Below are 12,809 nucleotides of genomic sequence, written 5' to 3'. Positions count from 1 at the left end.
ATAAAACGAACACGCCGAATAAGAACCGAGCCGCGACGCACAAATGCAGACGCAACCCAGCCCGAACCTGGGAAGTGGTGTTTCAGAGGATTGGCTACCCCGGGACCGTCCGCGCCGATGCGTGTCCGGTGCTCCCTGCCGAGCAGCTCGAAGAACTCTACGCGCTTCGGCAGGCTGATGCAAACGCGGATGCGGCGTGCGGGCAAGAGCGCGCCGGCCGGACCCCGGGAAAGGGGTCCGGCCGGCGTGTCCGCGCGGTGCGGGCTCAGCTGTTGGTGGGGAAGCCGAGGTTGATGCCGCCGTGCGACGGGTCCAGCCAGCGCTGGGTGACGGCCTTGCCGCGGGTGAAGAACTGCACGCCGTCCGGGCCGTACGCGTGGGCGTCGCCGAAGAGCGAGGCCTTCCAGCCGCCGAAGGAGTAGTAGGCGACCGGCACCGGGATCGGCACGTTGATGCCGACCATGCCGACCTCCACCTCGAACTGGAAGCGCCGGGCCGCGCCGCCGTCGTTGGTGAAGAGGGCGGTGCCGTTGCCGTACGGGTTGGCGTTGATCAGCGCCAGGCCCTCCTCGTAGGAGGAGACGCGCACGACCGAGAGGACCGGGCCGAAGATCTCGTCGTTGTAGACGGACATGCCGGGCTTCACGTGGTCGAACAGCGTCGGGCCGAGCCAGAAGCCGTCGGCGGTCGGGGTGCCGTCCTTGTCCTCGGCGGTGACCGGGTGCTTGCGGCCGTCCACGGCGAGCTCGGCGCCGTCGGCGACACCGGACTCCACGTAGGAGGTGACCTTGTCACGGTGCTGGCCGGTGACCAGCGGGCCCATCTCCGAGTCGCCGTTGCAGCCCGGGCCGACCTTGAGGGTGGCCACCCGCTGCTTGATCTTCTCGACCAGCTCGTCGCCGATCGGGTCGACCGCGACCAGGACGGACACCGCCATGCAGCGCTCGCCCGCCGCGCCGAAGCCGGCGTTGACGGCGGCGTCGGCGGCCAGGTCCAGGTCGGCGTCGGGCAGGACCAGCATGTGGTTCTTGGCGCCGCCCAGGGCCTGCACGCGCTTGCCGTAGCGGGTGCCGGTCTCGTAGACGTAGCGGGCGATCGGGGTGGAGCCGACGAAGCTGACGGACTTGATGTCCGGGTGCTCCAGCAGGCGGTCGACGGCCACCTTGTCGCCGTGCACGACGTTGAAGACGCCGTCCGGCAGGCCGGCCTCCTTCCACAGACCGGCCAGGAAGTCGGCGGCGGACGGGTCCTTCTCCGAGGGCTTCAGGACGACGGTGTTGCCGGCCGCGATGGCGATCGGGAAGAACCACATCGGCACCATGGCCGGGAAGTTGAACGGCGAGATGATGGCGACCGGGCCGAGCGGCTGGCGGATCGAGTAGACGTCGATGCCGGTGGAGGCCTGCTCGGTGAAGCCGCCCTTGATGAGCTGCGGGATTCCGCAGGCGTACTCCACGACCTCCAGGCCGCGGGCGATCTCGCCCAGGGCGTCGGAGTGCACCTTGCCGTGCTCCGCCACGATGATCGAGGCCAGCTCGTCGCGGCGGGCGTTCAGCAGCTCCCGGAAGGCGAAGAGCACCGTGGCCCGCCTGGCGACCGATGCGGTGCGCCACTCGGTGAAGGCCGAGGCGGCGGCGGCCACGGCCTGGTCGACCTCGGCGATCCCGGCGAAGTCGACGTGACCGGCGACCTGACCGGTGGCCGGGTCGAAGATGTCGCCGCGACGGGGCGCCGCACCCGCGGTGGCGACCGGCTTGCCGCCGATCCAGTGAATGATGTGCTTGCTCAAGGTCGTCTGCCTCCGAAGTCCCGGGCGGCGTCCTGCCACCGGTCCGGTCTGGCGCCGCCCGCGAGTGGGCCGGGCGACGGAAATTCACGGGGCTACCGCGCTCGTCTCCAGTCTGCTCGCCGCTTCGGCCCGGCTCAACGAACAGGCTGACGGGGATCTCGGATTCAGCCTTACAGGTCGTCCGGTCGCTACTCCGAACGTGTTCCGCCCACCACGTTGCTCAGGATTCGTCGTCCTCCGGGGACGGATCCTCCGAGGGTGAACCCTCCGGGTCCGGGTCCTCCGGGTACGGGTCCTCCTGGTCCGGGTCCTCCAGGTAAGGATCGTGCAGCCCGTCCGCCGCCTCCTGGGTCTCCAGCAGGTCCAGCCGCAGGTCCTGCGCCCACGCCAGCGCCCACCGTTTCCGCTCGTCCACCCCGCCGGCCGGAACGCCCCGGGCGCGGAACCGCCCGTCCGCCGCCTCGGCGAGCGTCTCCAGCCGGTCGGCGAGCGCCGCAGGCTGGAAGTCCGGGTCCAATTCCCGTGCCAGTGCGAGCAGTTCGCCCTCCCGGTAGCAGCGGGTGAGCGCGTGGACGTCGATCAGGTCGCGCGGCATGCCTCGGTCCACGAGCAGCGCGGTGGTCAGCGCCGCCACGTCCTCCAGGGCGACGACCGGCAGCACCACCAGTGGCTCGTCCGGCCCGGGCGCGCCGAGGTCGAGCCGGACCGGCCGGTGGGCCAGCGGTTCCTTGCGCAGCTCCACCGAGTGCGTCCGGCCGCCCAGCGCCAGCCGGACGGTGAGCTGCTCCAGCCGCGGGGTGCCCGGTCGCTCGGCCACTCCGCCACCCGCCGCGCGGTACGCCTCGGCCAGCGCGTCGGCGACCTCCGGCAGGTCGGCGCCGCCGGTCACCAGGGTGAGCCCGTCCTGTGCGCAGGCCGCGACGCCGTGGGCGCGCAGCGCGTGCCCACCGGCCAGGGCGAGGCCGTACCGGTCGCAGACCGGCGCGGCCAGACCGGCCAGGCGCAGCTGGGCGGGGCCCGGTCGGAGGGATGCGTCGACGGCGTGCGGGGCGGTGGTCACGCCTCCAGTCTGACGCGACCGCCCGTCCCGCGCGCCATCGTCAGCCCCCTCACCACCGGCCGAACCACCCGCCGAACCACCCGCCGAACCACCCGCCGAAACACCCGCTGAAACGCCCACCGAAGCCGCCGAACCACCCGCCGGACCCCCCTCACCACCCGCCGAGCCCTGCCGCCGCCTCGTGCAGGGCGAGTTCCAGCAGCACCGGGTCGTTGAGCCGCCCGGAGCCGTCCGGCGGGACGAGCCAGCGCACGCCCCGGCTGTTGCGCTCGGGGTGCGGGACGACGATCCAGGTGCCCTCTCCCGCGCTGCGCACGCCCGTGCCGACCCAGCGGGCGGCGGTGCCGAGCGGCACCAGGAAGCTGAGGTGCTCCTCGCCGAAGTCGGTGAGGACGGGGCCGCAGGAGCCGGTGTCCAGGATCTCCAGGGCGGGGCGCCCGAGCCGTCCGGGGACGGAGAGGACGTCCCAGCGGCGGCCGGCCGGGAGCAGCATCAGGCCGAGCCCGGTGCGTTCCCAGTGCTCCCGGAAGAACTCCGGGTCCGCCGCCACCTGGGCGAGCCAGTGCAGTCCGGTGCTCTCCATGTCTGTCCCCGCTTCTTGCCGCTCGTACTGTTCGGGCGCGGCGGGAAAGGCCGAGACCCGCCGTCACCAAGGAGAGGCGGACGGCGGGTCCCGATTACACGGGTCGCGGGGGTCAGCTGTCGAAGCCCAGCCCCAGGCGGTCGAGCGTGCGCAGCCAGAGGTTGCGGTGGCCGCCGTTGCGGTCGGCCCGCTCCAGCGACCGGGTGGTGATCTCGATGCCGGCCCAGCGCACCGGCTCGGGCGGGAACGGCAGCGGCTTGCTGCGGACCATCTCCAGCGAGGTGAGTTCGGTGCGCTCGCCCGCGAGCAGGTCGAGCATCACCTCGGCGCCGAAGCGGGTCGCGCCGACGCCGAGCCCGGTGTAGCCGACCGCGTACGCGACCTTGCCCCGGTACGCGGTGTCGAAGAACGCCGAGAACCGGCTGCAGGTGTCGATCGCGCCGCCCCAGGCGTTGGTGAAGCGCAGGCCCTCCAGCTGCGGGAAGCAGCGGAAGAAGTGGTTCGCCAGGGTGCGGAAGGTCTCCGGTCGCTGGTCGTACTCGTGCCGGACGTGGCCGCCGTAGTGGTAGACCGCGTCGTAGCCGCCCCAGAGGATCCGGTTGTCGGCGGAGAGCCGGAAGTAGTGGAACTTGTTGGCGCTGTCGCCGAGCCCCTGCCGCCCGCGCCAGCCGATCGAGGCGAGCTGCTCGTCGTTGAGCGGCTCGGTCATCAGCGCGTAGTCGTACACCGGCACGATGTACGGGCGGACCCGCTTGAGCAGGGACGGGAACACGTTGGTGCCGAGCGCGACCCGGCGGGCGAAGACCCGGCCGTAGGAGGTGCGGGCGGCCATGCCGCTGCCGTACTCCCGCAGGTCGGTGGCCCGGGTGTGCTCGTGGATCCGCACGCCCTGGCTCAGGCAGGCGTCCTTGAGGCCCCAGGCGAGCTTGGCGGGGTGGACCATCGCCACGCCCTCCTTGTCCCAGAGGCCGCCGAGGAAGGTCGGCGAGTTCACCTCGGCGCGCAGCTGGTCGGCGTCCAGGACGGTGATGTCGAGGCCGTGGCGGGCGACCGCCTCGGCGACCTCGTGGAGCTCCTCGACCTGGTGGGGCTGGGTGGCGACGTCGATCTCGCCGGTGCGTTCCCACTCGGCGTCGATGCCGTAGCGCTTGAGGGTGGCCTCGATGCCGTCGAGGTTGGCGGCACCGAGGCGTTCCAGCTGGGCGAGTTCGGACGGCCAGCGCTCCAGGCCGTTGCCGAAGCCGTGGGTGAGGCTGGCCGCGCAGAATCCGCCGTTGCGCCCGGACGCGGCCCACCCGACCTCGTTGCCCTCGACCAGCACGACGTCCAGCGAGGGGTCGCGTTCCTTGGCGATGAGGGCGGTCCACAGGCCGGAGTAGCCGCCGCCGACGACCAGCAGGTCGCAGGTGGTGTCGCCGACCAGGGCGGGCAGTGCCGCCGGCCGGCCCGGGTCCTCCAGCCAGAAGGGGGTGGGCCTGGCGTCACTGAGTGCGCGAGCGGAGTCCATGCATTATCAGCCACTTTCCACGGATAGGTGTCATGTCGGGCCACCGCTGACCGACCGTATGTCAGGCGGTGGCCTTCCTGCGGTTGCCGAGCCACTGGCCGGCGACGGTCAGCGCGACGGCGGCGAGGAACATCGCGGTGCCGATGACGTTCACCTGCACCGGGATGCCGCGCTGCGAGGCGCCCCAGACGAACATCGGGAAGGTGACCGTGGTCGGGCCCGAGTTGAACTGGGTGATGATGAAGTCGTCGAAGGAGAGCGCGAAGCTGAGCAGCGCACCCGCCGCGATGCCGGGCGCCGCCAGCGGCAGGGTGACCCGGAGGAAGGTCTGGGTGGGGGTCGCGTAGAGGTCCTGGGCGGCCTGTTCGAGCCTCGGGTCCATGCTCATCACGCGCGCCTTGACCGCCGTCACCACGAAGCTGAGGCAGAACATGATGTGCGCGATGAGGATGGTGGTGAAGCCGAACGGGATGCGCATGTTGAGGAAGAGCGTCCCGAGCGAGGCGGCCATGACCACCTCGGGCATGGCCATCGGCAGGAAGATCATCGCGGTGGTGGCGGAGCGGCCGCGGAAGCGGAAGCGGGCCAGTGCGAAGGCGACCATGGTGCCGAGCACGGTGGCGCCGATGGTGGCGAACACCGCGATCTGCAGGCTGAGCGAGAGCGACTGGCACATGTCGGCCACGCCGCAGGGGTTGGTCCAGGCGTCGGTGGAGAACTCGTTCCACTCGTAGTTGAACTTGCCCACCGGCTTGTTGAACGAGAAGGCGAGCACGACCAGGTTGGGCAGCACCAGGTAGGCGAGGGCCAGCAGGCCGGCCAGCACCACCAGGTGGGCGCGGACCCACTTCAGAATCCGGGACATCAGACCAGTTCCTCCGTCCCGGCCTTGCGCATGTAGACCGTCACCATGCCCAGGATCAGGGCCATCAGGATGAAGCTCAGCGCGGCGGCCGTGGGGTAGTCGAGCACGTTCAGGAACTGCTTCTGGATGCCGTTGCCGACCATCTGCTCGCTCGGCGAGCCCAGCAGCTGGGCGTTGATGTAGTCGCCGGAGGCCGGGATGAAGGTCAGCAGGGTGCCCGCGACCACGCCCGGCAGCGAGATCGGGAAGGTGACCTTGCGGAAGGTGGTGAACGGCCGGGCGTAGAGGTCGCCGGCCGCCTCGTGCAGGCGCGGGTCGATCCGCTCCAGTGAGGTGTACAGCGGAAGGATCATGAACGGCAGGAAGTTGTAGGTCAGGCCGCAGACCACCGCGAGCGGCGTGGCCAGCACCCGGTCGCCGGAGGTGAGGCCGACCAGGTTGGTGAGGTCCAGGACGTGCAGCGCGTTCAGCGCGCCGACCACCGGGCCGCCGTCGGACAGGATGGTCTTCCAGGCCAGCGTGCGGATCAGGAAGCTGGTGAAGAACGGCGCGATGACCAGGATCAGGATGACGTTGCGCCAGCGCTTGCTCGCCTTGAAGGCGATCGTGTACGCGAGCGGGTAGCCGACGGCCAGGCAGAGCACGGTGGCGACAGCGGCGTAGGAGAACGAGCGGACGAAGTGCCACTTGTACTCGACCAGCGCGTCCCAGTACGTCGAGAGGTGCCAGGTGACCTTGAAGCCCTCTTCGAGCGAGCCGGTCTGCAGCGAGGTGGACGCCTGGTAGAGCATCGGGACGGCGAAGAAGACGACCAGCCAGGCGACGGCGGGCAGCAGCAGCCAGTACGGGGTGAGCTTGCGCTTCGGCTTGCGCTCGGCCGTCGGCAGCGGGCTGCCGTCGGGGGGTATGGCCTGGGGCGGCGCGGCCGGGGTGGTGGCGGTCATGCGGCCTCCTCCGCGGTGCCCGCGTCGATCGCCTGCGAGGCGTCCAGGGCGAAGGAGTGCGCCGGGTTCCAGTGCAGCCGGACGGCGGCGCCGGGGACGATCCGGGCGTCGCGCTCCATGTTCTGCTCGAAGACGGTGACCTCCTGGCCGCCGTCGATGCGCACCACGTACTGGGTGGAGACGCCGATGAAGCTGGAGTCGAGCACCGTGCCGGACAGCTTGTTGCGGCCGTCGGCGACCTCCTCGGAGGCGTGCGTGATGGTGAGCTTCTCCGGGCGCACGCCGAGGTGGACGCGCTTGGCGTCGGTGGCGCAGCGCGCCTTCGGCACGGCGAGGCGGACGCCGCCCGCGCTCAGCAGCAGGTCGCCGCCCTCGGTGCCGGTGACCTCGGCGGGCAGCAGGTTGGACTGGCCGAGGAAGTTGGCCACGAAGGTGGTGGCGGGGTTCTCGTACAGCTCGGCGGGCGCGCCCAGCTGCTCGACCCGGCCGCCGTTCATCACCGCGATGGTGTCGGCCATGGTCATGGCCTCCTCCTGGTCGTGGGTGACGTGCACGAAGGTGATGCCGACCTCGGTCTGGATCCGCTTGAGTTCCAGCTGCATCTGGCGGCGGAGCTTGAGGTCGAGCGCGCCGAGCGGCTCGTCCAGGAGCAGTACCTGCGGGTGGTTGATCAGCGCGCGGGCGACGGCGACGCGCTGCTGCTGGCCGCCGGAGAGCTGGTGTGGCTTGCGCCGGGCGTACTGGCCGAGCTCGACCAGCTCCAGCATGTCGTCGACCTGCTTCCTGACGTCCTTCTTGCCGCGCCGGCGCAGGCCGAAGGCGACGTTCTCGAAGATGTCCAGGTGCGGGAAGAGCGCGTAGCTCTGGAAGACGGTGTTCACCGGCCGCTTGTACGGGGGCAGGGCGGTGACGTCCTGGCCGCCGATCAGGACGGTGCCGCTGGTGGGCTCCTCCAGGCCGGCGATCATGCGCAGGGTGGTGGTCTTGCCGCAGCCGGAGGCGCCGAGCAGGGCGAAGAAGGAGCCCTGGGGGACGGTCAGGTCGAGCGGGTGGACGGCGGTGAAGGAGCCGTAGGTCTTGCCGATGCCGGTGAGCCGGACGTCTCCGCCGGCGGCCGCGTCGCGCTGCTGGTCTGTCATGGAGTGGTGTCTTCCTGGGTTTCTCTGCCGGGAGTGGGGGTCAGGCGCCGATGAGCTTGGAGAACTTCTGCTCGAAGTCGCTCTCCTCGCTCTCGGTGAGCGTGCGGAACACGTGCGCCTTGGCCGCCATCTCGGGGGTGGGTACGACCAGCGGGTTGGCCGCGGTGTCCGGGGCGAGGGTGGCGAGCTCGTCGGTCATCCCGGTGACGGCGGAGACGTAGCCGATGCCCGCGACCAGCTGCGCCGCGATCTTCGGCTGATAGTAGAAGTCGATCAGCTTTTCCGCGTTCGCCTTGTGCTGCGCCTTGGCCGGAACCAGCATGTTGTCGGTCGAGGAGAGGAAGCCCTTCTCCGGGATGACGAACTCGATGTCCGGGTTGTCGGCGCGCAGTTGGATCAGGTCGCCGCCCCAGGCGATGCAGGCCGCGATGTCGCCGGAGGAGAGTTCCTGACCGTAGTCGTTGCCGGTGAAGCGGCGGATCTGCTTGCTGTCGACGGCCTTCTGCAGCCGGGCGATCGCGGCGTCGAAGTCGTCGGCGGTGAACTTCGCGGAGTCCTTGCCCTGGTCGAGCAGCACCATCCCGATGCTGTCGCGCATCTCGGAGAGGAAGGTGACCCGGCCCTTCAGGTCGGGGTCGTCCAGCAGTTGGGAGACGCTGGTGACCTCCTTCCCCTTGGTCGCCTTCTTGTTGTACGCGACGACGGTCTGGATGCCGGCCCACGGGTAGGAGTAGAGCCGGCCCGGGTCCCAGTCGGGGGCGCGGAAGCGCGATTCGACCGTGGTGATCGCGGTGGTGACGTTCGCCGGGTCGAGCTTCTGCACCCAGCCGAGCCGGATCAGCCGGGCGGCCATCCAGTCGGTGAGCACCATCAGGTCGCGGCCGGTGTCCTGGCCGGAGGCGAGCTGCGGCTTGATCTTGCCGAAGAACTCGACGTTGTCGTTGACGTCCTCGTTGTACTTGACCTTGATCCCGGTGGCCTGGGTGAAGGCGTCCAGGGTGCCGTGCTTCTCCTTGTCCTTCTCGTCGGTGTCGATGTAGAGCGGCCAGTTGGAGAAGGCGACCTCCTTCTCCGAGTCCGAGAGGTCCTTGGCAGCGTTCGCGGTGGAGTCGCCGGTCGACCGGGGGGCCGCCGGGATGCCGCAGGCCGCCAGGGTGCCCGCTCCGGCGGTGAGGGCGGCGGCGCGCAGCAGGGTGCGGCGGCCGAGTGCGGCCCGGCCGCTGGTCAGGCTGCGCTCCCACGCCTTGCGGACCGGTTCGGGCAGACCGTCGGTGAGCTCGTTGAACGCCATGGAACGGGCCTCCTGGGGGGAGAGAGGGGGCGTGGGGGAAGCGCCCTTGTCCGGGGGTTATCTGTCTCCGAAGACGGTGCGGTGCCAGTCCTTGCGGGCCACCGCGGTGGTGTCGAACATGACGTGCTTGACCTGGGTGTACTCGTCCAGCGAGTACTGGGACATGTCCTTGCCGTAGCCGGACGCCTTGTAGCCGCCGTGCGGCATCTCGCTGATGATCGGGATGTGGTCGTTGACCCAGACGCACCCGGCCGCGATCTCCCGGGTGGCGCGCAGCGAGCGGTGCACGTTGCTCGTCCAGGCGGAGGCGGCCAGGCCGTACGGGGTGTCGTTGGCCAGCCGCAGGCCCTCGTCGTCGCCGTCGAAGGGCAGCACGACCAGCACCGGGCCGAAGATCTCGCCCTGGACGACCTCGCTGTCCTGGGCCGCGCCGGTGATCAGGGTGGGCGGGTAGTACGCGCCCCGGGTGAGGTCGGTGCCGTCGTGGCCCTTCTCCGGCACCTGTCCGCCGGTGACCACGGTGGCGTACGAGCGGGCGCGCTCCACGAAGCCGGCCACCCGGTCCCGGTGGGTGTACGAGACCAGCGGGCCGAGGTCGGTCCGCGGGTTCAGCGGGTCGCCGATCCGGATCGCCGCGAACAGCTCGGCCACCCCGGCGACGAAGGCGTCGTACAGCGGGCGCTGGACGTACGCGCGGGTGGCGGCGGTGCAGTCCTGGCCGCTGTTGATCAGCGAGGCGGCGACGGCGCCGTGCACGGCGGCGTCCAGGTCGGCGTCGTCGAAGACCACGAACGGGGCCTTGCCGCCGAGTTCCAGGTGGGTGCGCTTGACGCTCGCGGTGGCGATCTCGGCGACCCGCCTGCCGACGGCGGTGGAGCCGGTGAAGGAGACCATCGCGACGTCCGGGTGCCCGATCAGGTGCTCGCCGGCGGTGCGCCCGGCGCCGGTGACCACGTTGACCACGCCGTCCGGGATGCCTGCCGCGGTGCAGGCCCGGGCGAACATCAGCGAGGTCAGCGGGGTCAGTTCGGCCGGCTTGAGCACGATGGTGTTGCCCGCCGCGATCGCCGGGAGGATCTTCCAGGCGGCCATCTGCAGCGGGTAGTTCCACGGCGAGATCGAGCCGACCACGCCGATCGCCTCGCGCCGCACGTACGAGGTGTGGTCGCCGGAGTACTCGCCGGCCGCCTTGCCCTCCAGGTTGCGGGCGGCACCGGCGAAGAACGCGGCGTTGTCGATGGTGCCGGGGACGTCGAACTCGGTGGCCAGCTTGACCGGCTTGCCGGTCTGCGCGGTCTCCACCCGGGCGAGGTCGCCGCAGGCGTCGGTCAGCACGGCGGCCAGCCGGGTGAGCGCCTCGGAGCGCGCCCCGGGGGTGGCCGAGGACCAGCCCGGCAGGGCGGCCTTCGCGGCGGCGACGGCCGTGTCGACGTCCTCGGCGGTGGCCAGGGCGACCTGCTCGACCACGCTGCCGTCGGCGGGGTTGACGACCTGGAAGGGCTCGCCGTTCCCCCGGGTCAGGCGGCCCGCGATGTACTGCGCGCCCGCGCCGAAGTCGGTCAGGTCCATCTGGTTCCTCCAAGTGCCGGTGGTACGACTGAGCGACGGAGCGCCGCCTCCCGCCGTGGGGGTCTGCGGGGTGCGGGAATCCGTCCTGTCGATCATCGGGGTTGCGCGATCCTGACAGTCCGGTTGGCTCCGGACAAGGGATTCCACGGTTGCGTTCTGGTCAACGCGACGAATTCCGGCGTGAGGTCGGTTTTCCGCCACAGCCGACCCGCTGACCATGCCCGGTGCCGCCGGGGCGTGACAAGGGTCACTGCGACAATCTCGACACGAAGGGCCTTACAGGGTGCAAGGGTCCCGCCAGGGCAACAGGTCGTTGCGGGGATGGATGATTCACCTGACACTCTGACCACCTCTGCCCACCCGTCCCCGCTCTGGTCCCCCGGCCATGGAGGCCCGCGATGCTCCCCACCGTCGCCCGAGTACTCGACCTGGAGGTGATGCGGCGCGGCCTGCCCCAGGTCGTGGCCGGCGCCGACCACCTGGAGCGGCCGGTCCGCTGGGTCCACGTCAGCGAGCTGCCCGACGTCGCCGGGATGCTCCGGGGCGGCGAGCTGGTGCTGACCACCGGCATCGCGCTGCCCGAGGACCGCGAGGGCCTGGCCCGCTACGTCCGCGAGCTGGACGAGGTCGGGGTGGCCGGCCTGGTCGTCGAGTACGGGCGGCGCTACTTCGACACGCTCCCCCGCGCGCTGGTCAACGCCGCCGAGCAGCGCGGGCTGCCGCTGATCACGCTCCGCCGCGAGCTGCGCTTCGTCGCCGTCACCGAGGCCGTGCACGCCCTGGTGGTCAACGCCCAGCTGGAGCAGCTGCGCGCCTCCGAGTCGGTCCACCAGGTGTTCAACGAACTGGTGGTGGAGGGCGCCGAGCCGCCCGAGGTGATCCGGCAGGTGGCCCGGATGGCGGGCGGGCCGGTCATCCTGGAGAACCTGGCCCACCAGGTGCTCGCCCACGACACCGCCGGGCGTCCGGAGGCCGAGGTGCTGGAGGACTGGGAGCGCCGCTCGCGCGGGGTCCGCCCGTCCGGCCGCACCGGCCACGACCCGCGCAGCGGCTGGCTGGTCACCACCGTCGGCGCCCGCGGCCAGGACTGGGGCCGGCTGGTGCTGGTCCTGGAACCCGGCCCGCTGCCCGAGGGCGAGACCCACCCGCACGCGATGCTGCTGGAGCGCGGCGCCTCCGCGCTGGCGCTCAACCGGCTGGTGGTCCGCGACCGGGAGAGCCTGGAGCGGCAGACCCACCGCACCCTGCTCTCCGGCATCCTCACCCACGCGCTGACCGTCTCCGAGGCGGCGCTGCGGGCCCAGGCGCTCGGCGTCCCGCTGGAGGGCCGCCGGCTGGTCGGCGTGGTGCTGCGGCAGCGGCGCGGGCCGATCCCGGCCGCGCTGGAGGCGCAGTCCCGGCTGCGCGACTTCACCGAGCTGGCCGCGAGCGCGGTCCGGTCCTGCCGGCTCTCCGCCCTGGTCGGCGCGCTGGACGACGAGGCCGTCGGACTGCTGATCTCGCTCGGCGCCCAGCAGGACGAGCACTCCGCGCTGGACTCCTTCTCCGCCGCCCTGCGCCGGATGTCCGCCGAGGCCGCCCGGGAGGGCGCCGACCCGGCGGGCCCGGTGGTCGCGGTCGGCTCCTCCGTCGGCTCGGTCCGCGACGCCCGGCGCACCCTGCTGGAGGCCACCCAGGTCGCCGACGCCGCCCTGCACGACGCGCCCGGCGGCGGCCGCACCTCCTCCTACTACCGGCTGCCGGACGTCCGGCTGCGCGGCCTGCTCCACCTGCTGCGCGACGACGCCCGGCTGCAGACCTACGTGGAGCGCGAGCTGGGCCCGCTGCTGGCCCACGACGCCGAGCACAACGGCCAGCTGGTGCAGATGCTGCGGATCTACCTGGAGCAGGGCCGGAACAAGTCGGCCGCGGCGGACGCCGCGCACCTGTCCCGGCCGTCCTTCTACGACCGGCTGCACAAGGTCGAGCGGATCCTCGGCGTCGACCTCGACCAGGTCGAGTCCTGCCTGTCCCTGCACGTGGCGCTGCTCGCCCTGGACGCCGTACGGCGCTGAGCCCCGCG

The 12,809-nt window shown here is 71.5% G+C and carries 10 protein-coding genes; 1 reads left to right on the top strand and 9 read right to left on the bottom strand.

Annotation, left to right across the window (positions count from 1 at the left end; translation table 11 throughout):
• Positions 1 to 265: 265 nt before the first annotated feature.
• The 9 genes from ACZ52R_RS40875 to ACZ52R_RS40835 all read right to left on the bottom strand — a co-directional run bounded on the left by ACZ52R_RS40875 (position 266) and on the right by ACZ52R_RS40835 (position 10,747).
• On the bottom strand, positions 266 to 1,789 hold the full coding sequence (locus ACZ52R_RS40875) for a CoA-acylating methylmalonate-semialdehyde dehydrogenase (protein WP_360504704.1): 1,524 nt from the start codon (positions 1,787 to 1,789) through the stop codon (positions 266 to 268).
• Between the two features lie 220 nt (positions 1,790 to 2,009).
• Entirely contained in the window at positions 2,010 to 2,849 is an 840-nt protein-coding gene (locus tag ACZ52R_RS40870; protein WP_465755314.1) for a nucleotidyl transferase AbiEii/AbiGii toxin family protein, read from the bottom strand.
• Positions 2,850 to 3,000: 151 nt separating this feature from the next.
• On the bottom strand, positions 3,001 to 3,432 hold the full coding sequence (locus ACZ52R_RS40865; RefSeq protein ID WP_465755313.1) for a hypothetical protein: 432 nt from the start codon (positions 3,430 to 3,432) through the stop codon (positions 3,001 to 3,003).
• Positions 3,433 to 3,544: 112 nt separating this feature from the next.
• Entirely contained in the window at positions 3,545 to 4,939 is a 1,395-nt protein-coding gene (locus tag ACZ52R_RS40860; protein WP_360504701.1) for an NAD(P)/FAD-dependent oxidoreductase, read from the bottom strand.
• Positions 4,940 to 5,000: 61 nt separating this feature from the next.
• Positions 5,001 to 5,804, bottom strand: a complete 804-nt coding sequence (locus ACZ52R_RS40855) for an ABC transporter permease (protein ID WP_360504699.1) — start codon at positions 5,802 to 5,804, stop codon at positions 5,001 to 5,003.
• Positions 5,804 to 6,748 (bottom strand): ABC transporter permease, encoded by a 945-nt coding sequence (locus ACZ52R_RS40850; protein ID WP_465755312.1) that lies wholly within the window; start codon positions 6,746 to 6,748, stop codon positions 5,804 to 5,806. The genes ACZ52R_RS40855 and ACZ52R_RS40850 overlap by 1 nt, the downstream gene beginning before the upstream one ends.
• Positions 6,745 to 7,887 carry an ABC transporter ATP-binding protein gene (locus ACZ52R_RS40845; RefSeq protein WP_465622227.1) on the bottom strand — a complete coding sequence of 381 codons (1,143 nt, stop codon included), beginning with the start codon at positions 7,885 to 7,887 and terminating at the stop codon, positions 6,745 to 6,747. The genes ACZ52R_RS40850 and ACZ52R_RS40845 overlap by 4 nt, the downstream gene beginning before the upstream one ends.
• A 40-nt stretch (positions 7,888 to 7,927) precedes the next feature.
• Positions 7,928 to 9,178, bottom strand: coding sequence for a polyamine ABC transporter substrate-binding protein (locus ACZ52R_RS40840; RefSeq protein WP_465622228.1), 1,251 nt, complete (start codon positions 9,176 to 9,178; stop codon positions 7,928 to 7,930).
• Between the two features lie 57 nt (positions 9,179 to 9,235).
• Entirely contained in the window at positions 9,236 to 10,747 is a 1,512-nt protein-coding gene (locus ACZ52R_RS40835; RefSeq protein WP_360504691.1) for a gamma-aminobutyraldehyde dehydrogenase, read from the bottom strand.
• Positions 10,748 to 11,145: 398 nt separating this feature from the next.
• Between ACZ52R_RS40835 and ACZ52R_RS40830 the strand changes: the two genes are divergently transcribed.
• Positions 11,146 to 12,801, top strand: a complete 1,656-nt coding sequence (locus tag ACZ52R_RS40830) for a PucR family transcriptional regulator (RefSeq protein ID WP_465622231.1) — start codon at positions 11,146 to 11,148, stop codon at positions 12,799 to 12,801.
• Positions 12,802 to 12,809: the final 8 nt, after the last annotated feature.

This window comes from Kitasatospora sp. NPDC034023 (assembly GCF_055575795.1).
Note: the sequence above shows the minus strand (reverse complement) of the source record. Positions and strands in the feature narration are given on the sequence as shown.